Source organism: Acetobacter lambici, assembly GCF_011516885.1.
Taxonomy (GTDB): Bacteria; Pseudomonadota; Alphaproteobacteria; order Acetobacterales; family Acetobacteraceae; genus Acetobacter; species Acetobacter lambici.
In genome coordinates, this window is record NZ_WOTD01000015.1 from 32,430 (window position 1) to 54,231 (window position 21,802).

At 60.6% G+C, this 21,802-nt stretch carries 20 protein-coding genes and 1 riboswitch; of the genes, 6 read left to right on the forward strand and 14 right to left on the reverse strand.

The window, feature by feature from the left end; genetic code table 11:
* Positions 1–78: 78 nt before the first annotated feature.
* The 6 genes from folE to GOB86_RS08525 all read right to left on the reverse strand — a co-directional run bounded on the left by folE (position 79) and on the right by GOB86_RS08525 (position 5,974).
* Positions 79–687 carry a GTP cyclohydrolase I FolE gene (folE, locus tag GOB86_RS08500; RefSeq protein WP_165991917.1) on the reverse strand — a complete coding sequence of 203 codons (609 nt, stop codon included), beginning with the start codon at positions 685–687 and terminating at the stop codon, positions 79–81.
* Positions 688–704: 17 nt separating this feature from the next.
* Positions 705–1,175, reverse strand: coding sequence for a Co2+/Mg2+ efflux protein ApaG (apaG, locus tag GOB86_RS08505; protein ID WP_165991918.1), 471 nt, complete (start codon positions 1,173–1,175; stop codon positions 705–707).
* A gap of 217 nt (positions 1,176–1,392) precedes the next feature.
* Positions 1,393–2,601, reverse strand: a complete 1,209-nt coding sequence (gene metZ / locus GOB86_RS08510; RefSeq protein ID WP_165991919.1) for an O-succinylhomoserine sulfhydrylase — start codon at positions 2,599–2,601, stop codon at positions 1,393–1,395.
* Positions 2,602–2,722: 121 nt separating this feature from the next.
* A riboswitch (SAM riboswitch) is annotated at positions 2,723–2,802 on the reverse strand.
* Positions 2,803–2,908: 106 nt separating this feature from the next.
* Complete coding sequence (locus tag GOB86_RS16370) at positions 2,909–3,892, reverse strand: bifunctional GNAT family N-acetyltransferase/(deoxy)nucleoside triphosphate pyrophosphohydrolase (protein WP_165991920.1); 984 nt, start codon at positions 3,890–3,892, stop codon at positions 2,909–2,911.
* Positions 3,885–4,991, reverse strand: a complete 1,107-nt coding sequence (locus GOB86_RS08520; protein ID WP_194301137.1) for an aromatic ring-hydroxylating oxygenase subunit alpha — start codon at positions 4,989–4,991, stop codon at positions 3,885–3,887. Before GOB86_RS08520 ends, GOB86_RS16370 begins: the two co-directional genes overlap by 8 nt.
* Positions 4,992–5,104: 113 nt before the next feature.
* Positions 5,105–5,974 carry an ATP-binding protein gene (locus tag GOB86_RS08525; RefSeq protein WP_165991921.1) on the reverse strand — a complete coding sequence of 290 codons (870 nt, stop codon included), beginning with the start codon at positions 5,972–5,974 and terminating at the stop codon, positions 5,105–5,107.
* Positions 5,975–6,104: 130 nt separating this feature from the next.
* On the opposite strand from GOB86_RS08525, the gene yajC reads away from it, so the two are divergent.
* The gene (gene yajC, locus GOB86_RS08530) at positions 6,105–6,449 is read left to right on the forward strand and encodes a preprotein translocase subunit YajC (protein WP_165991922.1); all 345 of its coding nucleotides are present in this window, start codon (positions 6,105–6,107) and stop codon (positions 6,447–6,449) included.
* A gap of 27 nt (positions 6,450–6,476) precedes the next feature.
* Here yajC and GOB86_RS08535 read toward each other — a convergent pair whose 3' ends face one another.
* Complete coding sequence (locus tag GOB86_RS08535; protein ID WP_165991923.1) at positions 6,477–8,741, reverse strand: primosomal protein N'; 2,265 nt, start codon at positions 8,739–8,741, stop codon at positions 6,477–6,479.
* 104 nt (positions 8,742–8,845) lie between these two features.
* Here GOB86_RS08535 and GOB86_RS08540 point away from each other — a divergent pair, with 104 nt between their 5' ends.
* From GOB86_RS08540 to GOB86_RS08550, 3 genes are read left to right on the forward strand one after another with little or no spacing between them, the layout of a single operon-like run.
* On the forward strand, positions 8,846–9,835 hold the full coding sequence (locus GOB86_RS08540) for a tyrosine recombinase XerC (RefSeq protein WP_165991924.1): 990 nt from the start codon (positions 8,846–8,848) through the stop codon (positions 9,833–9,835).
* 5 nt (positions 9,836–9,840) lie between these two features.
* The gene (pip, locus tag GOB86_RS08545) at positions 9,841–10,806 is read left to right on the forward strand and encodes a prolyl aminopeptidase (RefSeq protein WP_165991925.1); all 966 of its coding nucleotides are present in this window, start codon (positions 9,841–9,843) and stop codon (positions 10,804–10,806) included.
* Entirely contained in the window at positions 10,803–11,750 is a 948-nt protein-coding gene (locus GOB86_RS08550) for a retroviral-like aspartic protease family protein (RefSeq protein ID WP_242012567.1), read from the forward strand. The genes pip and GOB86_RS08550 overlap by 4 nt, the downstream gene beginning before the upstream one ends.
* 48 nt (positions 11,751–11,798) lie before the next feature.
* Here GOB86_RS08550 and GOB86_RS08555 read toward each other — a convergent pair whose 3' ends face one another.
* The 5 genes from GOB86_RS08555 to groES all read right to left on the reverse strand — a co-directional run bounded on the left by GOB86_RS08555 (position 11,799) and on the right by groES (position 16,722).
* Entirely contained in the window at positions 11,799–12,281 is a 483-nt protein-coding gene (locus tag GOB86_RS08555) for a hypothetical protein (RefSeq protein ID WP_165991926.1), read from the reverse strand.
* 214 nt (positions 12,282–12,495) lie between these two features.
* Positions 12,496–12,918 (reverse strand): alternative ribosome rescue aminoacyl-tRNA hydrolase ArfB, encoded by a 423-nt coding sequence (arfB, locus tag GOB86_RS08560; protein WP_165991943.1) that lies wholly within the window; start codon positions 12,916–12,918, stop codon positions 12,496–12,498.
* Between the two features lie 113 nt (positions 12,919–13,031).
* Positions 13,032–14,432, reverse strand: coding sequence for an ammonium transporter (locus GOB86_RS08565; RefSeq protein WP_165991927.1), 1,401 nt, complete (start codon positions 14,430–14,432; stop codon positions 13,032–13,034).
* A gap of 303 nt (positions 14,433–14,735) precedes the next feature.
* Entirely contained in the window at positions 14,736–16,376 is a 1,641-nt protein-coding gene (gene groL / locus GOB86_RS08570) for a chaperonin GroEL (protein WP_165991928.1), read from the reverse strand.
* Positions 16,377–16,428: 52 nt separating this feature from the next.
* A complete protein-coding gene (gene groES, locus GOB86_RS08575) occupies positions 16,429–16,722 on the reverse strand; it encodes a co-chaperone GroES (RefSeq protein WP_059024221.1) in 294 nt (97 codons plus the stop codon).
* A gap of 212 nt (positions 16,723–16,934) precedes the next feature.
* Between groES and GOB86_RS08580 the strand changes: the two genes are divergently transcribed.
* Positions 16,935–17,603, forward strand: a complete 669-nt coding sequence (locus GOB86_RS08580; RefSeq protein WP_165991929.1) for a dienelactone hydrolase family protein — start codon at positions 16,935–16,937, stop codon at positions 17,601–17,603.
* Between the two features lie 141 nt (positions 17,604–17,744).
* A complete protein-coding gene (locus tag GOB86_RS08585) occupies positions 17,745–17,948 on the forward strand; it encodes a cold-shock protein (RefSeq protein ID WP_025827469.1) in 204 nt (67 codons plus the stop codon).
* A 24-nt stretch (positions 17,949–17,972) separates the two neighbouring features.
* On the opposite strand, the gene GOB86_RS08590 is transcribed toward GOB86_RS08585, so the two are convergent.
* Entirely contained in the window at positions 17,973–20,924 is a 2,952-nt protein-coding gene (locus tag GOB86_RS08590; protein ID WP_165991930.1) for an ATP-dependent DNA helicase, read from the reverse strand.
* A gap of 63 nt (positions 20,925–20,987) precedes the next feature.
* On the reverse strand, positions 20,988–21,782 hold the full coding sequence (locus GOB86_RS08595; RefSeq protein WP_165991931.1) for a class I SAM-dependent methyltransferase: 795 nt from the start codon (positions 21,780–21,782) through the stop codon (positions 20,988–20,990).
* Positions 21,783–21,802: the final 20 nt, after the last annotated feature.

Sequence of the window (21,802 nt, forward strand, 5' to 3'; positions counted from 1 at the left end):
TCCGCGCACCCCATGTTGGTGGGGGCGCGGAGGCAAATACCCGGCGGCAGCAGAGAATACGCCGGGTGTGCCGCCTGCTCAGTAATCGCTTACGGCAGGGCGGTTGAGCATGGCCATAAGTTCGCGCCGCGTATCGGAATTATTGCGGAACACGCCCAGCATGGTGCTGGTGACCATGGACACGCCGGGTTTATGTACGCCGCGTGTGGTCATGCATTCGTGCGCAGATTCAATAATAACGGCCACACCGTGGGGTTCCAGCTCGTCATTAATGGTGTTGGCGATCTGGGCCGTCATGCGTTCCTGAATCTGGAGGCGGCGGGCATAGGCGTCCACCACACGGGCCAGTTTGGAAATACCCACAACCCGCTGGCGCGGCAGGTAGGCCACATGCGCACGGCCAATAATGGGGGCCAGATGGTGCTCGCAGTGGCTTTCAAAACGGATGTCACGCAGCAGGACAATCTCGTCATACCCATCCACTTCGGAAAAAGTCCGGCGGAGCAGGTTGGCCGGGTCAATCTCATAGCCCGAAAAAAAATCGGTATAGGCGCGGGCAACACGGGCGGGTGTGTCCAGCAGACCTTCACGCGTTGGGTCATCTCCCGCCCAGCGCAGCAGGGTGCGTACGGCCTGTTCGGCCTCTTTTTGGGTGGGGCGGTCGGTGTGGTGCTCAGGCACGCTCATGCCGGTCTCCTGCTTTATTATTGGAGCTGGTGGTTCTGGAAAGGGCTGTCCAGACTGAAGGCGGGAATGGCGACGTCAAACCGGGTTCGGTCCGTGGTGGCTTGCAGCAGGTAGGACCCGCGCATGAACCCACCGGGCGTGGAAAGGGACGCCCCAGACGTATATTCATAAAGAGTGCCGGGCTGGATAATGGGCTGTTCCCCCACAACGCCTTCGCCATGCACATGTTCGGTGCGGCCGGTCGTGTCGGTAATATGCCATGTCCGCTCAAGCAGTTGCACCGGCCTGTTGCTGTCGTTGCCAATGCGGATGCGGTAGACCCAGCAGTAGCTGTGCTCATCCGGCTCAGACTGGTCAGGGAGCCAGAAGACCTGCACAAGCACGCGAATACCCTCGGTAACGGCTTCGTACACGGGGAGAGGCGAAAACAGTTCGTTCAGAGCATCTTCCGGGGATTGTGGAAGGGGGGCAACGGCCCAGTCGGCCATGGGTCTCCAGCTCCTGCAAAATGGAAAAAGGTTCGGCCCTCACCAGCCGTCCGTGCGCTCGGTCCGCATCTGCTGCGAAGAGCGTGGCAGTATCATGAACATGGGGGTTGTGCAAAGCGGCATCAGGCCCGCCATGTGCGCCAGCGGACCTTGGTAGCGGGCTGAGCCCCGTGTTGCCGGGGCATCAGACCGCTACCTGCGCAGGGATGCTGTTTTTTTACAGCGCCTTGAGTGCGGCTACGCCGCGCGCCAGATCGTCAATCAGGTCCGCACTGTCTTCCAGCCCGACGGAAAAGCGGATTGCGCCATCCGTAATGCCAAGTGCTGCCCGTTCCTCGGGGCTGATCTTGGAGTGGGTGGTGGTGGCCGGGTGGGTCACCAGCGAGCGGGAGTCGCCCAGATTGTTGGAAATGGCGATCAGTTCGAGGGCGTCCATAAAGGCAAAGGCCTCTTTTTGCCCGCCTTCAACCGCAAACGCGACCAGCGTGCCATGCCCGCTCATCTGGCGCTGGGCCAGTTCGTATTGCGGGTGGTCCTTGCGGCCGGGGTAGCGCACCAGTTTGATCCCCGGAGCCGAGGCCAGATAATCCGCTACAGCCGCTGCATTGCGGGCCATGGCTTCCACACGCAGGGAGAGCGTTTCCAGCCCCTTGAGCATGACCCATGCGTTAAAGGGCGAGAGCGCGTTGCCGGTGTTGCGGGTATAGGGCTGGAGGGTCTCGGTTATCCAGTCCTTGCGGCCCAGCACAGCACCACCCAGCACCCGGCCCTGACCATCAATGTGTTTGGTACACGAATACACCACCACATCCGCCCCAAGCTCCAGCGGTTTTTGGAAGATGGGGGAGGCAAACACGTTGTCCACAATCACAATCGCACCCGCCTTGTGGGCGCGCTCGGAAATGGCTGCAATGTCTAGAATGTCCAGCATGGGGTTGGACGGGCTTTCCAGCAGCACCGCATCTGTGGGGACAGACAGCGCCTCGTCCCACTCCGCCAGATTTTCGCCATCTACAAACACGGTTTCCACGCCGTAGCGGGGCAGCAGGTGGTTGACAATCCAGTGGCACGAGCCAAACAGCGCGCGTGAGGCCACAACACGCCCACCAGCCGTTACGTGGGAGAGCAGGGCGGAGGAGACCGCCCCCATGCCTGTTGCGGTGGTTACGCAGGCTTCGGCCCCTTCCAGATCAGCCAGACGGCGCTCAAGGGCTGCGGTGGTGGGGTTGCCAAAGCGGCTGTACTGGTAATGCGTGACCTCGCCCGTAAAGGTTTTGGCGGCCTGTTCGGCATTGTCGTACACAAAACCGGAGGTCAGGAAGAGTGCTTCGCTGGTCTCACCATATTCGGTGCGCTCCAGACCGGCATGGAGCTGACGAGTGGCAGGGCGCCACGCCTTGGAATTGGATGTCTGGTTATCACTCATGAGATTCGTATCCGGTTCTTTCGTGTCTGATCCAAACCATGGGGGCAGGTGCCGGGCCTTGCGTCCATCCGCACGGTTTTATCTCTCAAATTGACCGTGGAAACCATGACGTCGGGTTATGCGCGCCGTCGTCAAAGCCTCTTTAGCGCGTTTCTTTTACCTCGCCGCAAGCCGGCCTAACAAATCACGAGGGAAGGTCTCCGGTGGAAACATTCTGTTTTCTGGTTAGTCCCGCTCCTTATCATTCGTCAAGAATGTATTTTAGCGCACTCTAGGCATATTCCACAAATATGATCTGTGGTTTTGCCTAGAGCAGGGCTTGCAGCAGGGGGATAAATGGCAGGTCGGCCTCTGGCATGGCGTAGGTGCGCAGGTCCGCTGGCGCGACCCACGCCAGTTTCTGCCCTTCACGCGGGGTGGGGGTGCCCTGCCAGCGGCGGCAGATGTACAGGGGCATCAGCAGGTCAAAACCCGCATAGGCGTGCGAGGCAAACGTAAAGGGGGCAAGGCATGCGCGCGACATATCCAGCCCCAGTTCCTCGTTGAGTTCGCGCACAAGGGCTGCCTCTGGTGTTTCGCCCGCTTCCACCTTGCCGCCGGGGAACTCCCACAGCCCGGCCATGCTTTTACCCTCTGGCCTGCGTGCGAGCAGAATATGGCCGCGTGCGTCTATCAGGGCGGCGGCGGACACCAGCACCAGCTTGCGCTGTGTGTGCGAGGGAGCAGGGGCGATACTCATGTCCAGATCACTCCGGTTGGCTTCCATCATGGCCACGGGTAGCTCTGTTCCGCGTGCGGTAAACATCTGCCGGTCGGTGCCGCAATGGCGGAAGCCCGCACGCTCCAGAACACGGATGGAGGCAGGGTTGTCCTGTGCCGCCGTTGCGCGCAGGGCGGTAATGTCCAGATGGGCAAGCGCCCAGCGCGTCATGCGGGTGGCGGCGTGGGTGGCAATGCCCTGCCCCCAGTAGGGGCGGCCAACCCAGTAGCCCAGTATGCCCACACGCCCCACCTGCGGCAGGGTCTGAATCCGCACTCCGATACAGCCGAGAAAAGCCCCATCGGGCGCGATTATGGCAAAGTGGTAGCCCTCCCCACCCGCCTGCATCTGGCAGGTGGAGGCAATCCAGCTATCCGCCAGATCCCGTGGGTAGGGGAAGGGCAGGCGGCTGAGCATGCGCACCACCTCCCAGTCATTGACCAGGTGGTGCAGGGTTGTTGCGTCATCAGGGTGGAGCGGGCGCAAACGGCATGGACCCGCATCCAGTAACAGAGGTCCGGTATCAGGCATGAGACTCGCTGGCAGGGGAGATTCCGCACTCAACCAGCAGGGCTCTGAGCGCGTTGATCACGGGGAAGACCTCCACATTATGGTCCCCGCCCAAGTCGCGCCATGCCTGTTGCTCCAGTTCCACAATTTCGCGGTCCTCGGCAAAAATCCGTTCGGTAAAGGCCACAAGCAGCGGCCATGCCATATCCAGAATACCGGGGATTTTGGGGCGTTTGACCGAGAGCAGGCCAAAGGTCCGGTTGGTCAGTTCATCAGCACTCTGGGGGGTGTATACAATCCACAGGTCCATAACCGGGTCTTCATCCCCGGTCTGGATGCGCAGGGTCTGGTAGGGGTATTCCGTGCGGATGGTCATGACATCGCGGTGCTGGAATTTTTCCGACACGTCGCGTCGTTCGCCAAAGATCAGCGCTTCACCAAAAGGCTGCTTGCCGCTTGTGCGGGCAAAGCTGTAGCGGGCTTCCACCAGACCGGGCTCGCGCTTCTGGCCTAAAAAGCGGGGTTTCATCTGCCCCATCTGTTTGGAGTGCATGAACTGGTGGTTCATATCCATCAGGTTTTCATGCATGAAGCTGTAGTGGCAGCCAACAGTGCGACCAAAATAGCGGGTTTTATAAGCAGGGTTGTCCGCCTTGGCCAGATGTGGGGCCAGCGGTACGCTGTCCGCTTTTTCCGGGTCGCCGGGGAAGACAAAGATCATGCCGTTCTGTTCACGGCAGGGGAAGGTGCGTACCCCGTTGGGCAGTTTGCCCTTGCCCAGATAGGGCACATCAATACACCGGCCAGAGCGGCCATAGGCCCAGCCGTGGTAGCAGCATTTGACCGAACTGCCCGAGACAACGCCCTTGCTCAGGGGCACCTGCCTATGGGCGCAGCGGTCTTCGAGCGCAAAAACGGGACCATCCACCGGGCGCACCAGAGCAATGGGCATGCCTGCGTAACGGGTGCCTATGGTCTTGCCGGGTTTAAGCTCGCGCGACCATGCAACCGGGTACCAGTAATCCGGGTTGGAGCGTACCCTGCGTATGTCCGTTGTGTTCGAGCATGTCTCGGTATCAAAGGACGTATCGTCAGAAGTGGGCGGTACTGTCTGGTTCATGTCGCCTCGAATCAGGGGAGCCCCCGCGGCATCGGGCCGATGCCGCTATTTGCGAACGCTATCTCAACTCATACCTATGTGGGATGCAAGACCATAGCGGCGGGCGGGGCAAATTAATGCGCGGCCAGTTCGGCGGTCAGGGCTTCCACAAACTGGTATGCCACACGGCCCGAGCGGCTACCACGGGTTATGGCCCATTCGTTGGCGCGGGCAAGCAGCACGTCGGTCGCAATAGGCAGATTACGCGCATGGGCATAGGTTTTGACCATGTCGGTATAGGTATCCTGCTCGCAGGCATGGAAGCCAAGCCACAGACCGAACCTGTCGGAAAGGGAGACTTTTTCCTCCGTGGCTTCGGAGGGGTTTATGGCGGTTGCGCGCTCGTTTTCGATCATGTCGCGCGGCATCAGGTGGCGGCGGTTGGATGTGGCGTAGAACAGAACATTCTCTGGCCGTCCGGCAATACCGCCATCAAGCACGGATTTGAGGGCCTTGTAGTCGCGGTCCTCTTTTTCAAACGACAGGTCGTCGCAGAACAGAATGAAGCGGCGGTGGTTGTTGCGCAGCAGGCTGAGCAGCAGCGGCAGGCTGGTCAGGTCCTCGCGCTGGATTTCTATCAGCGCCACGCGGCCCGCGCCCGGAGCACAGGGTTTGCCATCCACCTGATTAACCAGCGCGTGCGCGCCTTTGACCAGCGAAGACTTGCCCATGCCGCGCGCGCCCCACAGCATGGCATTGTTGGCGGGCAGGCCGTGGGCAAAGTGGCGTGTGTTCTCCAAAAGAATGCGGCGTTGCAGGTCTATGCCCTGCAACAGGTCAACGCGCACATGGGCCACATGGGGTATGGGCAGCAGCCGCCCGCGTTCTGGCAGCCAGACAAAAGCATCCGCCCCATCCACCCCATCCAGCGTTGCGGGGGGAGGAGAAAGGCGCTCCAGAGCCGCGGCAATACGGTCCAATGTTGGCAGCAGGGTCTGGTCCATCAGCTTTTATTCCTTATTAAGGTCTTTCTGGCGGTCTTTCGTCAGCATGGGAGCTTGACGCGGGAGGATTGAAAATTATGGTCACTTCTTCTGTTTCCGCAACCAGCCATTGTTGAAGGTCTGTAACCTTATGTCTAATTTTCTTATCCCCGCTGCTTACGCCCAGACAGCCGGAGGCTCTGGCGGTGTTTCGGGGCTTATGTCCTTTTTGCCGTTTGTGGCTGTTTTTGCCATTATGTATTTTCTGCTCATCCGCCCCCAGCAGCAGCGCCAGAAGCAGCTTAAATCCGAGCTGAAATCCCTGCGCCGTGGTGACCGGATTGTAACCGCTGGTGGTGTGGTTGGTGTTGTGCAGCGCACCAAGGAAGATTCGAGCGAAGTTGAAGTGGAAATTGCCCCCAATGTGCGCGTTATGGTGATGCGTGAGACCATTTCCACCGTGCTGACCAGCACAGCCAAACCCGCCAACGACTAAGCAGCAGGCAGGCGCTGGCATCAGGCGCTACAGGAACGAGACGGGGTCTATATCCACCTCGACCCGCACGTGCCTGTCCAGCGGGACCAGACCCAGCCAGCGGTGCAGGATAGGCTGCACCGCCACACTGCGCCATGTGCGCAGCAGCAGGCGGCGGCGGTGCCGCCCGCGTAGCAGGGCAAGCGGGGCCGGTGCTGGCCCCAGTACCTGAATACCCTCCCCATAAGGGGCCGTGCGGCCAAAGCGGGCTGCGGCCTCATCGGCTGCCTGTGGTGTGTCGGCACTGATAATAAGTGCCGCCAGCCGCCCGTATGGTGGCCAGAAGCCTGGGCGGCGTTGCTCGGCCTCCTGCTCCATGAACTGGTCAAAATCGCCCGAAAGCAGGGCCTGCATAACCGGGTGTTCGGGTGTGTAGCTTTGCAGCACCACCCGCCCCGGAGCACTGGCCCGCCCCGCGCGTCCGGCAACCTGATGCAAAAGCTGGATCGTGCGCTCCCCCGCCCGCAGGTCCGCCCCCCCAAGCCCCAGATCGGCATCCACAATGCCGACCAGCGTGAGATGGGGGAAGTGCCAGCCCTTGGCCACAATCTGCGTGCCAATAATCAGATCCACCTCACGGCGGGCAATTTTGGCGACTGCCTCCGCCGTGGCGGCAGGCCCGCCCAGCGTGTCGCTCGACATGACAAGAATGCGCGCATCGGGGAAGAGCTGGCGCGCTTCCTCCGTTATGCGTTCAATCCCCGGTCCAATGGCGGTCAGGCTGTGTTCGCTTTTGCAGCTTGGGCATACGGGGGGCATGGGTTCCGTATGGTCGCAGTAATGGCAGCTCAGAACCTGCCTGTTGCGGTGTTCCACCAGCCATGCGGTGCAGTGCGGGCATTCCATGCGGTGCCCACAGGTGCGGCACAGGGTAAGTGGGGCGTAACCCCGACGGTTGAGGAACAGCATGGCCTGCTCCTCCCGCTCCAGTGTGGCGGTTATGTCCTCCACCAGTTTGGGGGAGAGGAACATCCCCCGCTCGGGTGGGGCCTCGCGCATGTCCAGCAGGTGCGTCTGGGGCAGGGATGCCCCACCATGGCGGGTGGGCAGTACAAGGCGCTGGTAACGCCCGGCCTGTGCATTGGCCAGTGTTTCCAGGCTAGGGGTGGCGGAGACCACAACAACGGGAAAACCCGCAAGCCTGCCACGCACCACCGCCATGTCCCGCGCGTTGTAGATGACCCCTTCCTCCTGTTTGAACAGGGATTCGTGCTCCTCATCCACAATAATCAGGCCGGGGTTGCAAAACGGCAGGAACAGGGCTGAGCGTGCGCCCACCACCACTGTGGCGGACCCATCTGCCGCGCCCAGCCATGTCAGGCGGCGGGCTTTTTGCCCTATTTCGGAGTGCCACACGGCAGGGCGTACGCCAAAGCGGCGTGTAAAGCGGTCCATCCATTGGGCGGACAGCGCAATTTCGGGCAGCAGCACAAGTGCCTGTTGCCCCTGTTCCAGACAGGCGGCAATGGCTTCGAGGTAGATTTCGGTTTTGCCAGAACCCGTTACCCCTTCAAGCAGGGTGACGGAGAATTTTTTGCCCTGCACGCTCTGGCGCAGGGCGGCGGCGGCATCCTTTTGCGCCCCTTCCAGCACGGGCGGGTGGTGCAGGGGGGCTGGCTGGGCAAAGGGGCGTGTGGGTTCAAGCAGCACCCCGCGGAGTGCGCCTGCATCGGCCAGCCCCTTGACCACGCCCGCACTCACCCCTGCCGCATTGGCTATATCGGTTGTGCTGCGGGGTGTTCCATCGGCCATAAGGGCAAGCACCTTCTGGCGCGCAGGAGTTACGCGCAGGTCGGTGGGCGGTGTGTTGTGTGCGACCCAGCCCATTGCGGGGGCGGGGGCTGTGCCTTTCATGTGCAGGCGCAGGGTCATGGCCAGCACCATGCCGGGGGGGGAGAGCGTGTAGGCGGCCACCCAGTCCACAAACCGGCGGAGTTCGGCGTTAAGCGGGGGGAGTTCCAGCCGTTCCGCCACGGCGCGCAGGCGGTTATCGGCCACGGTTTTGGCCGGGGTGGGGTGGACAAGCTCTGGCGGCAGGGTGCTGTGTGTGTCCCATACAACGCCGGTCTGGCGTCTGTTACCCAAAGGCACGCTCACAATATCGCCCGCCTTGAGCGCCATGTTGGCGGGGGCCTTGTAGTCAAACGGACCTGCAAACGGCATGGGTAGCAGCACGGGTATGCGGTGCATCTGTGCTACGGGCTGGTTTGCGCCCGAACCATGAGCCTGAGGGGGGGGAGGAGCCACTGCCATGGTTTTCTGTTTAAGCGCGCAGGTGCGCAAAGAACAGGGGTTGCTTGCCGGGCTTTTTGCCTGAACGTAGGAGAAGTGGGTGCGCAGGGCGGGGGAGCAGGGGTATGACAGCCGAAGACGCGATACAAAAATTTCTGGCATGGATGGCGGTGGAAAAGCGGGCCTCCCTTTTGACCATAGACGCCTATCGGGGGGATCTGGCGCGTTTTCTGGCGTTTATGACCACGCATCTGGGTGGCCCGCCTGATATGGCTGGTCTTGCCAGCATTACCCTGCGCGACCTCAGGGCATGGCTTGCGCACGAGGTTGCGCAGGCACAAAAACAGGCCAGCCGCCCGCTTGCGCGTAAGAGCACGCCCGATCAGGCGGCCCGCACGCGGGCGCGCCGTGTGTCTGCCTTACGATCGTTTTTTAAATATCTGGCACGCAGGGAAGGGGTGGAGAATCCGGCTGTCTCGCTTTTGCGCCTGCCGCGCACCAAAAAGACACTCCCCCGCCCCCTCGCGCGGGAGGACGCTCTGGCCGCCCCGGAGGATATTGCCAGCATGGCCCATACTCCCATGGAGGAGCAGCGCAACGCCACACTGTTTTTGCTGCTCTACGGCTGTGGGCTGCGTATTTCCGAAGCGCTGAACCTGAATATTGCCGACCTGCAAACCATGCGCGGGACTGGCGTGCTGCGCATTCATGGCAAGGGGGGCAAGGAGCGGCTGGTGCCTGTTTTGCCCGCCGTGAGCATGGCGCTGGAGGCATGGTGCAAGCGCCACCCCGCCCCAGCACCAGATAGCCCGTTGTTTGTTGGTGTGCGGGGGGGGCGGCTGCAACCCGCAATTGCCCAGAAGGCCATGCGGGAGTGGCGGACTGGCAATGGACTGCCCGAACACGTAACCCCCCACGCACTGCGCCACTCCTTTGCCACACACCTTATGGAGGGAGGGGCGGATTTACGGGTTATTCAGGAACTGCTGGGCCATGCCAGCCTGTCCACAACACAACGTTACACACTGGCGGACGAGGCCCGCCTGCTGGATGTCTGGACGCGTGCGCATCCGCGTGCGCAAATGGCGCGTAACACCCATGAAAAAGAAGGTTGAGGGTCATGATCACCACCGCACACCGTACCCCGTGGCCAGAAATAGAACCCTATGCCCACGGGTATCTGGATACGGGGGAGGGGCATCAGGTTTACTGGGAGCAGTGCGGCAACCCGCAGGGTATTCCTGTTGTATTCCTGCACGGTGGGCCGGGTGGTGGGTGCTCGGCAGCACAACGCCAGTTGTTTGACCCCGCACGCTACCGCATTGTGCTGTTTGACCAGCGCGGGTGTGGCCGTTCGCGCCCCCATGCCTCGCTCGAGGCCAATACAACGTGGCATCTGGTGGCGGATATTGAACGCCTGCGTACCCTGTGTGGGGTGGAAAAATGGGCCGTGTTTGGCGGTTCATGGGGCTCCACACTCGCACTGGCCTACGCCCAGACCCACCCCGAACGCGTAAGCGCGCTGATGCTGCGTGGTATTTTCACCCTGCGTAAGGCCGAACTGCTCTGGTACTATCAGGATGGCGCATCGTGGCTGTTCCCCGACAAATGGGAGGATTTTGTAGCCCCCATTCCCGCCTCCGAGCGAGGGGATATGATGGGCGCGTACCGCAAACGCCTGATCTCGGACAACAGGGCGGAACGGCTGGAGGCCGCGCGGGCATGGAGCCTGTGGGAAGGGCGCACGCTCACCCTGCTCCCCTGCCCGGAAATGGAACACCAGCATGACGAGGCCGATTACGCACTGGCGTTCTCACGTATTGAAAACCACTATTTTGTGCATGCTGGCTGGCTGGAAGAGGGGCAGCTTATCGCCAATGTGGAGCGTATCCGCCATATTCCAACCGTGATCGTGCAGGGGCGTTACGATATGGCAACCCCCGTCCGCACGGCATGGGACCTGCACAGGGCGTGGCCCGAGGCCGATTTGCAATTGATTGATGCCGCAGGCCATGCCCTGTTTGAACCCGGTATTCTGACCGCCCTGCTTAACGCCACCGACCGTTTTGCGCGGGAACTGGCATGACACCTGCATGGGTTTGGCAACGGGGCAAAACGGGCTGGCTATGCGGTGCGGCTGTTATGCTGGCCATGGGGGTAACACCGTGCGTTGCCAGTGCCCAGTCCTGCCACAGGCTTATGGCGCGGGTGGCGTTGCGGGATGATCTGGGTTTTCTGAACATTCCAGTCAGCCTGAACGGGCATGTCGCGCGTATGATTGTGGATACAGGCTCGGAGGGGAGCCTGCTCTCGCCCGAGGCTGCTGCGTTGTTTGACACACAACTCGACCGCTCCATGCACACCATGGTGCATGGCACGGGTGGGGTTGGGCGTATTGTGCCCAATGCGGTTGTGCGGTCCTTTAAAATGGGTGGGCTGGAGTTTGGTCCGGTCTCCATTCCCGTGGATGCCCTGCCCGCAGTCCCCCGGACCGACCCAGCGGTGGAAGGGCTGGTGGGGGGGGACCTGCTCTCGCGCTATGATGTGGAGTTTGACGTAGCCCAAGGCACGCTCTCCTTCTGGTCGGCGGGCACGGCTGAGTGTTCCGGCCCACAGGAATGGCGCTACATTTACCGCGCGGTTCCGTTGCAGAACGCAGGAGAGCGGGTGATTGCCCGCGTGGACCTGGACGGCCACGCCCTACAGGCTCTGGTGGACAGTGGCGCCCGCTCATGCATTGTCTCCACCAGTGCGGCGGAGCGCATGGGGGTAACCCAGCCCATACTGGCGGCCGATCCGGGTGGGCTGACAACAGGGGTGGATGGCCACGAGCAGACTTACCACTGGCACAAATTTGGTATGATGCAGATCGGGCAGGAGCAGGAAAAATCACCTGTACTCACCGTCGCTCCGGTGCAGGATACGGTGGATATGCTGCTGGGGGCGGACTGGTTTGCCGCGCATAGAGTGTGGATTTCGTATCGCACACATATGCTCTACGTCATGCCCGCAACGGGGCATACGCGCTAGTTATGCCGTAGCTTTGGGGTAATCCCCAAAGCTACGGGGTGTGGGGTGTTACTCGCCTTTGAGGCGCTTGTTGCACACGCTGTAGTAGCCACCACCTTTTTCAATCCACTTCAGCCCGCCATTGGCATTATTGGCCTTGTTGGCGTTGTACTGGTCAAGGCAGGTCTGCATGCGGGCCTTGCCAGCGCTGAGCTTGGCGTATTGCGGTGCCACGGCGGAGGGCAGGGTGGCGCTACTGGAGGCTTCCGCTACCGTGGCAGGTGCTGCTTTGGCGGGTTTGGGCGCTTCAGCACTGGCCGGGGCTGCGGGCGTGGGCGCTTTGGGGCTGGTGGTGGCAGGTGTGGTCGCTACGTCGCATGAACTGGCCTTGAATTCCTTGAAGGACTGGCCCTTGAGCGTGTTGGCGGTTTTGGCTTCCTTGAACTTTTCGTGGCACTCCTTCACCGTCATGGCGTGGGCGCTGGGGAGGGAAAGGGCTGTGGCACAGCCAAGCAGCAAAGCAGCCAGTCCGGTGCGGGCAACAACAGTCATGAATATACCTCATGCAAGGAGGATGATTGAGCGGCAGCCCATGCTGCCAGCGTTCTAACCAGTATCATGAAAAATCATGCGCTAGGAATGAAAGCCTGAGGGCTTTTTGCAGACAGCAGAAAATTAATATCTGAATGTGCTGGTGCTGGTGCTGGTGCTGGTGCTGGTGCTGGTGCCCCTGTGTTGTGGGCGTGTCCCTGCCGATGTGCAGGCTTTAGTCCTCAAACCGGGTGGAGCGTCCGCGTTTTATGCTGGCGCGGTGGGCCTTGCCATCCAGCCTGCGCTGGCGTGCCGCCCGGCCGGGACGTGTGGCGACCCGAAAAGCAGGGCGGTGGGCGGCCTCACGGATTAAGGCGACAAGCCGCTCAATAGCGTCCTCGCGGTTGCGGATCTGCGTGCGAAAGCGCCGGGCGGTTATGACAATAACGCCGTCGCGCGTGGCTCTGGTGCCTGCCAGTTCCAGCAGACGTTCACGAATCCGGTCGGGTAGGGAAGGGGAGTGTGCGGCATCAAAACGCAATTGCGCAGCCGTTGCGACCTTGTTCACATTCTGCCCACCGGGGCCGGATGCCAGAATATAGCTGACCTCCAACTCGGATTCAGGCAGGGACAACGCAGGAAGGATCGGAATGGCCATGGCCGGGGCATAGCATGGATTGCGTGCCAGCGCGTGGCCATTACCCATAAAAAAAAGCCTCCGTGTTTATGGCACGGAGGCTTTTTGCCGGAAAAGGAAGAAGGATTAACGGATCAGTTGTTAATCCGTTCACCATGCAGGGACATATCCAGCCCCTCCAGTTCCTGATCAGCGGTAACGCGCAGCCCAATGACCAGATCAATCACCTTGAGGATGATGAAGGAGGCAAGAGCACACCACACAATGGTCACCAGAACCGCTTCGGCCTGAACAACCAGCTGGTGCAGGGAGCCAACAACACCAGACGGGTTGGCGTCCGTTGCGGAAAGCGGGCCGTAGGCCAGCAGACCGGTCAGCAGGGCGCCAACAATACCGCCAACACCATGCACGCCAAAGGCGTCCAGACTGTCGTCATACCCCATCATGTGTTTGAGGGAGGTGGCACCCCAGTAGCAGACAACGCCCGTAATCAGGCCAATAACCAGTGCGCTGCCGGGCAGCACAAAGCCTGCTGCGGGGGTAATGGCAACCAGCCCGCCAACAGCACCGGAGATCACACCCAGAACAGTCGGTTTGCCCGAACGCAGCCATTCCGCCAGCATCCAGGAAACGCCAGCACCAGCAGCGGCAATCTGGGTTGCAGCCATGGCCATGCCTGCGCGGCCATTGGCACCCACAGCGGAACCTGCGTTAAAGCCGAACCAGCCAACCCACAGCAGGGCAGCACCAATAACGGCATAGGTCAGATTGAAGGGCGAGAGGTCGTCCTGCCCGTAGCCCTTGCGGCGGCCAAGGACCAGAGCACAGACCAGACCGGCCACACCGGCGTTGATGTGCACAACCGTACCACCGGCAAAGTCAGCCGTGCCAAGACCGGCCAGCCAGCCGATCGGGCTCCAGACCCAGTGCGCGATGGGGGCATACACCACCAGCGACCACACAATGGAGAAAATGCACATGGCGCTGAACTTCATACGCTCGGCATAAGCGCCGGAGATCAGTGCGGGGGTGATAATGGCAAAGGTCATCTGGAACATCATGAAGATGCTCTCAGGAATGGTCATGGTTGTTGCGTTGGGGCTATCCGCACCCAGCGTAAACCCAATATCCGCACCGTTATGGATATGCGCGCCAATGCCATTGAGCAGCACGCGGGAGAATCCACCAATCCACGGAGACCCGGTTGTGAAGGCGAGGGAATACCCTGCGACCATCCACACAATGGACATGATGCAACACAGTGCAAAGGACTGCATGAGTGTTGCCAGCACGTTTTTCTTGCGCACCATACCGGCATAGAACAGGGCAAGACCGGGAATGGTCATCATCAGCACAAGTGCGGTGCTGGTAAGCATCCATGCCGTATCACCCGTATCAATGGGTGGGGGGGCATCCGCGGCATACGCCTGAGAGCAGCCAAGTGCTGCTACAAGACAGGCTGACAGAACAGCCGTGGTCTTGCGAATAACTGGACCTCTCGCCGGATTGACAGCTAGGAAGGGTCGCGCTGACATGATGATGCGTTCTCCTTAAAATACGCAGCCATTGATGCTCGCCAGATTCGTGTAAGGAGCTTATGGGCCTAATCGTATTGTATCTATTCCGAAATGACTCGGGTGGCAATCCGGTTTGATAGCGAATTATTTGACAATCTGACGAGTGGCCAAAAAAAGCCACAAAAAAACAAGAGGTGCCGCGACCATAGCAAAAAGGGCGCGCACACCCGAAGGTCTGCACGCCCTTTTGCCTGTTCTGAGGGTAATCGGGGGCTGGTCAGACCAGCCCCTCCAAGGCCCTCAAAAACGGGTCTGGGTGACTTAGAAGTCCATGCCGCCCATGCCGCCCATGTCAGGACCGCCCGCAGGGGCTGCCTTCTTTTCAGGGCGTTCGGCAACCATGGCTTCCGTGGTGATCAGCAGGCCAGCAACAGATGCTGCATCCTGCAGAGCGGTACGGACAACCTTGGCCGGATCAATAATCCCGGCTTCAACCAGGTTCTTGTATTCGCCAGCCTGTGCATCGAAGCCGAAGTTGTAGTCTTCGCTTTCGAGCACCTTGTTAGCGACCACGGCACCGTCTTCACCCGCGTTCAGGGCGATCTGGCGCAGCGGAGCCTGCAGGGCGCTGAGGATGATGTTGCCACCAACGCGCTGGTCGTCGTTATGGTAGTGCAGGTGAGCAATAACCTTGGTTGCGCGGGCCAGAGCCGTGCCACCACCGGGAACAATGCCTTCTTCAACCGCTGCGCGGGTTGCGTGCAGGGCGTCGTCCACGCGGTCCTTGCGTTCCTTCACTTCAACTTCCGTGGAGCCACCAACGCGGATCACGGCAACACCGCCAGCCAGTTTGGCCAGACGTTCCTGCAGTTTTTCGCGGTCGTAGTCGGAGGAGGTTTCCTCGATCTGCGCACGGATCTGCTTGACGCGACCCTTGATGTCGTCGGACTTGCCGGCACCATCAACAATGGTCGTGTTTTCTTTGTCGATGTGAACCTTCTTGGCGGTGCCAAGCATGGTCAGGGTCACGGTTTCGAGCTTGATGCCGAGGTCTTCGCTAATGACCTGACCACCGGTCAGGATAGCAATATCTTCCAGCATGGCCTTGCGGCGGTCACCGAAGCCCGGAGCCTTGACAGCAGCGATCTTGAGGCCACCGCGCAGCTTGTTGACCACCAGGGTCGCCAGCGCTTCGCCATCAACATCTTCTGCAATGATCAGCAGCGGACGGCCGGACTGAACAACGGATTCGAGCAGCGGCAGGATCGGCTGAAGAGAAGACAGCTTCTTTTCATGGATCAGGATGTAGGGGTTTTCCAGATCGGCCGTCATCTTTTCCGGGTTCGTCACGAAGTACGGAGAGATGTAGCCACGGTCGAACTGCATGCCTTCAACCACGTCCAGTTCGGTCTGGAAGTGCTTGGCTTCTTCAACGGTGATCACGCCTTCGGAGCCAACTTTCTGCATGGCTTCGGAGATCATCTTGCCGATTTCAACTTCGCCGTTGGCGGAGATGGTGCCAACCTGCGCGGTTTCTTCGGGGGTGGTGACCTTTTTGGCGTTCTTCTTCAGTTCCTCAACAACCACGGCAACGGCTTTGTCCACGCCGCGCTTGAGGTCCATCGGGTTCATGCCAGCGGCAACGGCCTTCAGGCCTTCGCGCACAATGGCCTGAGCCAGAACGGTTGCGGTGGTGGTGCCGTCACCGGCTACGTCATTGGTCTTGGACGCCACTTCGCGCAGCATCTGTGCGCCCATGTTTTCGAACTTGTCAGCAAGTTCGATTTCCTTGGCGACGGAAACGCCGTCCTTGGTGATGCGGGGCGCGCCGAAGCTCTTGTCCAGAACAACGTTACGACCTTTGGGGCCCAGCGTTACCTTTACGGCGTCAGCCAGAATGTCCACACCGCGCAGCATACGCTGGCGTGCGTCTGCACCAAACTTTACGTCTTTGGCAGCCATTGAATTTCTCCTGTGAAGATCTTTGGTAAGTAAACGGTCGGATCAGAGCGGATCAGGCTGCAACAATGCCCAGAATGTCGCTTTCCTTCATGATCAGCAGCTCTTCGCCGTCGATCTTCACTTCCGTGCCGGACCACTTGCCAAACAGAACGCGGTCACCGGCCTTGACATCAAGCGCCACAACCTGACCCTGTTCATTGCGGGCACCCGCACCAACAGCGACCACTTCGCCTTCCATTGGCTTTTCTTTGGCCGTGTCGGGGATGATAATGCCACCGGCGGTCTTCTGTTCGCCTTCAAGGCGACGTACAACTACCCGGTCGTGTAAGGGACGAAACTTCGTCATTATGGATCACTCCACATTCATTTGCTGTGATGGCGCTCTTTGTCAGAAAGCAGCGCCACCCGTTTGAACCGCGCGTAACATAACGCCGCGTCGCGTTAGCACTCCACCCTCGGGAGTGCCAGAGCAGAAGGTAGGTTCGCCCATGGGGTGAGTCAAGGAATGGGGGAAAGTTTCTTTTTGATTTAACTTCATCCCAGACAAGGAGATTGAACATGGGACAGATACGCACATTAGAGGCCGCCGATGGCCACCAGTTTAGCGCGTGGGAAACCGAGCGTGGCGCACATCCCTACGCCTTGGTGGTGTTGCAGGAAATTTTTGGCGTGAACCACCATATCCGCACAGTGTGCGAGCGGTTTGCGCAGGCGGGTTTCCACGTGATTGCTCCCGCCTTGTTTGACCGCGCCCAACGTGGCGTGGAACTGGATTACACAACCGATGGCGTGCAAAAGGGCCTAGCCCTGCGTGCGCAGATCCCCCTGGCCCAGACTCTGCTGGACGTGCAGGCGGCTGCCCGTGCGCTTGATGCGCGCAAGGTCGGGGTGATCGGGTATTGCTGGGGTGGCACGCTGGCGTGGGAGGCCGCCACACAGACGGATGACTTTGCCGCAGCCGTAAGCTGGTACGGCGGGGGCATTGCCGCCCACAGGGAAGAGACTCCACATTGCCCCGTGCAATTACATTTTGGTGAGCGTGACACCAGTATTCCCCATACCGACATAGCCGCCATTCGCGCGGCTCAGCCCAAGCTTGAACTGTATGTTTATGACGACGCGGAACACGGTTTTGGCTGTGAGGAACGCGCATCTTACAATGCGCAGGCCTTTTTGCAGGCACAGGAACGCAGCCTTGCCTTCCTTAAAGGCACACTCAATCCGTAAGGTCCGCAAAGAGCAGGAAATGGGGTGCCGGACTGAATTGTGATTGACAAGCGCCCCCGGTCATGGGGGAGAATGTCCTTTCTCCTCGTGGTGCGTCGTGTGCCGGAGGAGTAACTGGCCGAAATAAGGATGACTTCGCTCATGTCGACAGGTACCGTTAAATGGTTCAACGCCACCAAAGGGTTTGGTTTTATTGCCCCCGATGATGGAGGGAAAGACGTGTTTGTGCATATTACCGCTGTACAGGCAGCCGGTCTGCGCGCGTTGAATGATGGACAGAAACTGTCCTACGACATGGTGGAAGAACGCGGCAAGCAGGCAGCCACCAACCTTAAACCGCTCTAATACAGCGGTCTGGGGTCGGGCCGGTCAGTCTTGTCCGGCCTGCTCCGCCAGAAAAGCGGTGATCTGGCGTGCGGTCTGCGCAAGCCCGCACCGCTCGACGGCCACACCATTGGGGAAGGCGCTTAAAAGCCTTGTGGGTGTGCGCCGGTCCAGCAGGACAAACACCCCCCGGTCTGACTGACGGCGGATCAACCGTCCAAAGGCCTGCCGCAGCCTGAGTCGGGCTATGCGGTCATCAAACCCTTTAGGGTCTCCCCCTGACAGATGAATCCGCCGCTCACGGTGCAGAATATCTGGCCGGGGCCACGGTACGCGCTCAAACACAACCAGACGCAGGGCATTGCCCGGAACATCCACCCCATCACGCATGGCGTCGGTGCCCAACAGACAGGCATGCTCCTCGGTCCGAAAAATATCGACCAGCGTGTTGTTGTCCATTGCATCCACATGCTGGGCGTAAATGGGCAGGCCTTCGCTCTCCAACGTAGGGGCTATGCGGTCATACACCCCGCGTAGGCGGGATATGGCGGTAAACAGGCCAAGCCCCCCACCGCCGGAAGACTGGAACAGCGTGCGGAAGGCCGCCGACAGATCCACAATGGAGCTGTTGTCCACATCCGTGACAATAAAGGCGCGGGTCTGCTTGGCATAATCAAACGGACTGGCCAGACTGGCGCGTAGCGCGGGGGAGGGAAAATGGTTGGCCCCTGTGCGTGCTTCCGCAGCTTCCCACGCGGTTTCCGCCTCGTCGCTCTCCTGCGCGCCGCCCTGCTGGTCGCGGAGTGTGGCGGAGGTCATGAGCATTCCTTGCGCAGGTACGGCCATAATGCCTGCAAACGGAATGGTCGGGTCCAGCCAGTGGCGGTAGAGCCCCACATCCTGTTCGTTCATGCGCTGTTTTTCGCGCCGCTCAAGGCGGATGAAGTGCACGTGTGCGGGAGTGTTCCCCGGCTCTGGTGGCTGATCGAGTGCGGCCAGCATGGCAATCCATGCATCCAGCCGGGATATGGCGCGGCGGCGCAGGGCGCGGGTCATGGCCTCTATACGCCCACGGGTGGTGGCGTCCAGCGTGTCCGCATCATCTTCCAGCCGCGCTTGCAGGCGCTCGGTCAGGGTGCGCAGGGGCTCCACAATACGGCTGAGCGCGCGGGCCAGTTGCTGGCCTGCCTCGGCCATGTCTGGCACCAGCGGGTGCAGGTCGCATTCCATGGCGGCATGGATAAACTGCTTGCCCCCCTCTGCCGAGCGCGCCATGGCCTGCTGGCGGAGCAGGCGTAAAAATGCCTCGGTCGGGTTTTCCATGACCGGTTGGTCCGCCGGGGGCTCGGGCGGGAACAGGGTGCTCAGGTCCATGGGGTCTGGTGGTGGTGGTTCGTTTGCCGCCTCGGGTGCCAAGCGGGTGGACCAGCCCGGGGCAGGCAAGGCTGTGGCTGCCAGCAGGGCCGCATCCAGCGGGCTTTCCAGCTTTGGGTGACCAACCACCAGATCGTCCAGCCTGCGCTTGAGCCCCCGCGCACGGGAGCGCCGCCCTTCCGCGCCCAAAAGCCAGCGGCGCAGTTCTGCTGTTTCCAGCCCCGAAAGCTCGGCGGAAAAGGCGCTGTCCGCCGCATCGGCCAAATGGTGGCCTTCATCAAACACATAGCGTGAGGGAATGTTGCTCTGGGCACCTGCCTCGTCATCATCGCTCATACCCGCCTGTGCGTAGGCGGCCTGCGTCATGACCAGTGCGTGGTTGGCAATAACCAGCGAGGCATCATGCGCGCGGCGGATGGAGTGTTCCACAAAGCAGCGTTGATAAAGCGCGCAGGCCCCGTGGATGCATTCGCCCCTGCGGTCGGCCACACCGGCCAGATTCCCATGGCCGAACAGGTCTCCAAACCAGCCGGGCAGATCGCCGCCAAACAGGTCGCCATCCGCCGTGGCCATGGCCCAGCGCGCGAGCATGCACAGGGCAATGGTAATGCCCGCAGGGCGGGAGGCGGCGGTATTGACGGCTTCCTCCATGTTCAGCAGGCACAGGTAGTTCTCCCGCCCCTTGCGCAGGACCACATGTTGCCGATGCGTTGCGGGGTCGGGGTAGAGGCGCTTTGTCTCCTGCTCAATCTGGCGTTGCAGGTGGCGGGTGTAGGTGCTGACCCATACAGCCCCGTCGTTGCGTTCCGCCCACAGACTGGCAGACGCAATATAGCCAAGTGTTTTGCCGGTTCCGGTCCCGGCTTCGGCCAGCACAATGGCGGGGTCGCCCCGTGTGGCGCGAGGCGCGAATGCTTCGGTTGAGACACTGGCAAAGTCCGCCTGTCCGGACCGTATTTCCGCATTACTCCCTAAAATTTTGCTCAGCCTTTCCCGCGCTTCTGCTGGGCTGATGGGGTGGGAGGCCGGGGGAGGGCGCTGGGCGTTTTCTTCCCATTTGGGCAGGTGCCGCCATACGCGCAGGGCGTCAGCGGGTTGTGTGGCCTCTTCCGCCAGTCGGCCATTGTTGGTCAGTCTGGCGCGCAGGTCTATGGTTTCGGCTACCGTTCCGGTCCATATCCAGCCCGCCTGACCTAGCCGGACGGTAAAAGCCGCCAGTTGTTCAATCTGTCCCCCCTTGGCCTGCCGTGCCAGTTCACCCAGCAGAATGGACAAAAGGTTGGGCAGCAGGTCTGCCTCCGCGCGGTCAATACCCTGTTCGTCTACCCCAAGGGCCAGAGCTAGTCCGCGCGCGGTTGGGGCTACGGGGCGTGCGGGGTACACAAACGCAAAGAGTTCAAGCAGGTCCAGCCAGGGGGAGGGCTGGCCTGTGGGGGGCAGGTCCAGTTTGCGCGCCAGAGCGGGGGCATGCACAACCAGCGGGCATGGCATGGCATGCAGCTGCTCGCGGACCTCGCCCGCACTCAGGCTCAGTAGTTCTCCATCTTCCGTCAGGAGCGAAAACCGCCCCTGACAGGGGGCAAGGGCCGGGGCTTCGTGGGCGGAGGGAAAGGATGGCTGCATGGCCTGCTTTACATGGGCGATTCTTGCAGTGAATGCCAGAGCGCAAAGCTGGAACGGTGTTCGTTAATTGCTCTTGCGCCGAAAAAGAACCGAATGGGCCGGTGTACGGTTTTTCATGTTTTTGTGCATGACAAACCCATAGCGTTCAAAAATCTGGCAGAGATTGTGGTGGTTGAAAAACTGCAAATGTTCAGGTGGGCAGATATCCGCCCATGACGGAAGATCCTTTGGCACTCTGGGGTGCCCTACATCTGGTGCCGAGATGTAAACATAACCATTGGGGCGGGTGATTGCGGCCAGTGTTGCCATGAACTCACTCGGGCCGGGAACATGCTCCAGAACTTCGGAACTGAATACGAAGTCAAATGTCAGATTGCGTTGACGGAAGGTAGTTAGGTCTTCGCAGTAAAAAGTGCTTTGGGGAACATGCTGCCTTGCATAGGCAATACTGTTCTGGCTGATGTCTAGCCCGGATGCGCGGGCACCCAGACGGTCGAATGCCTCGACCATAAAGCCACCGCCACAGCCAAGGTCCAGTACATCCTTATGCCGGATATAGCGGAGGAATCTTAGGCTCTTCCATAATGTACGCCTGCGGCGACTGGAGGATTTGGGGTAAAAATCGGCCGAAGCGCCTCGATATGCCTTTTCGTAAAATGCAGTGATCGTGGCAGCAGCCGGGTATGGGTGGACGAACAGAAAGTCACAGTCCGGGCACCGGAACAGGTCGTAGCCATTTTTGCTAAAAGCAAAAGATGCCCTGTGAGCGTGGCAGACAGGGCACTCTGTTGGGGAATGTAACACGTTCTGCCCGGAGGCTGGGCCAGCAGGGGCATGTGGGGGCAAACCTACAGACATGCAGCGTTGTTCCCCAGCAA

Bases quoted from the DNA above. Each gene is read 5' to 3' on its own strand.
- GOB86_RS08580 (WP_165991929.1), top strand. From the start codon at position 16,935: ATGGGACAGATACGCACATTAGAGGCCGCCGATGGCCACCAGTTTAGC.
- apaG (WP_165991918.1), bottom strand. From the start codon at position 1,175: ATGGCCGACTGGGCCGTTGCCCCCCTTCCACAATCCCCGGAAGATGCT.
- arfB (WP_165991943.1), bottom strand. From the start codon at position 12,918: ATGGCCATTCCGATCCTTCCTGCGTTGTCCCTGCCTGAATCCGAGTTG.
- groL (WP_165991928.1), bottom strand. From the start codon at position 16,376: ATGGCTGCCAAAGACGTAAAGTTTGGTGCAGACGCACGCCAGCGTATG.
- GOB86_RS08555 (WP_165991926.1), bottom strand. From the start codon at position 12,281: ATGACTGTTGTTGCCCGCACCGGACTGGCTGCTTTGCTGCTTGGCTGT.
- GOB86_RS08595 (WP_165991931.1), bottom strand. From the start codon at position 21,782: ATGTCTGTAGGTTTGCCCCCACATGCCCCTGCTGGCCCAGCCTCCGGG.
- GOB86_RS16370 (WP_165991920.1), bottom strand. From the start codon at position 3,892: ATGCCTGATACCGGACCTCTGTTACTGGATGCGGGTCCATGCCGTTTG.
- GOB86_RS08535 (WP_165991923.1), bottom strand. From the start codon at position 8,741: ATGGCAGTGGCTCCTCCCCCCCCTCAGGCTCATGGTTCGGGCGCAAAC.
- GOB86_RS08520 (WP_194301137.1), bottom strand. From the start codon at position 4,991: ATGAACCAGACAGTACCGCCCACTTCTGACGATACGTCCTTTGATACC.
- GOB86_RS08590 (WP_165991930.1), bottom strand. From the start codon at position 20,924: ATGCAGCCATCCTTTCCCTCCGCCCACGAAGCCCCGGCCCTTGCCCCC.
- GOB86_RS08550 (WP_242012567.1), top strand. From the start codon at position 10,803: ATGACACCTGCATGGGTTTGGCAACGGGGCAAAACGGGCTGGCTATGC.
- GOB86_RS08585 (WP_025827469.1), top strand. From the start codon at position 17,745: ATGTCGACAGGTACCGTTAAATGGTTCAACGCCACCAAAGGGTTTGGT.
- groES (WP_059024221.1), bottom strand. From the start codon at position 16,722: ATGACGAAGTTTCGTCCCTTACACGACCGGGTAGTTGTACGTCGCCTT.
- yajC (WP_165991922.1), top strand. From the start codon at position 6,105: ATGTCTAATTTTCTTATCCCCGCTGCTTACGCCCAGACAGCCGGAGGC.
- metZ (WP_165991919.1), bottom strand. From the start codon at position 2,601: ATGAGTGATAACCAGACATCCAATTCCAAGGCGTGGCGCCCTGCCACT.
- pip (WP_165991925.1), top strand. From the start codon at position 9,841: ATGATCACCACCGCACACCGTACCCCGTGGCCAGAAATAGAACCCTAT.
- GOB86_RS08525 (WP_165991921.1), bottom strand. From the start codon at position 5,974: ATGGACCAGACCCTGCTGCCAACATTGGACCGTATTGCCGCGGCTCTG.
- folE (WP_165991917.1), bottom strand. From the start codon at position 687: ATGAGCGTGCCTGAGCACCACACCGACCGCCCCACCCAAAAAGAGGCC.
- GOB86_RS08565 (WP_165991927.1), bottom strand. From the start codon at position 14,432: ATGTCAGCGCGACCCTTCCTAGCTGTCAATCCGGCGAGAGGTCCAGTT.
- GOB86_RS08540 (WP_165991924.1), top strand. From the start codon at position 8,846: ATGACAGCCGAAGACGCGATACAAAAATTTCTGGCATGGATGGCGGTG.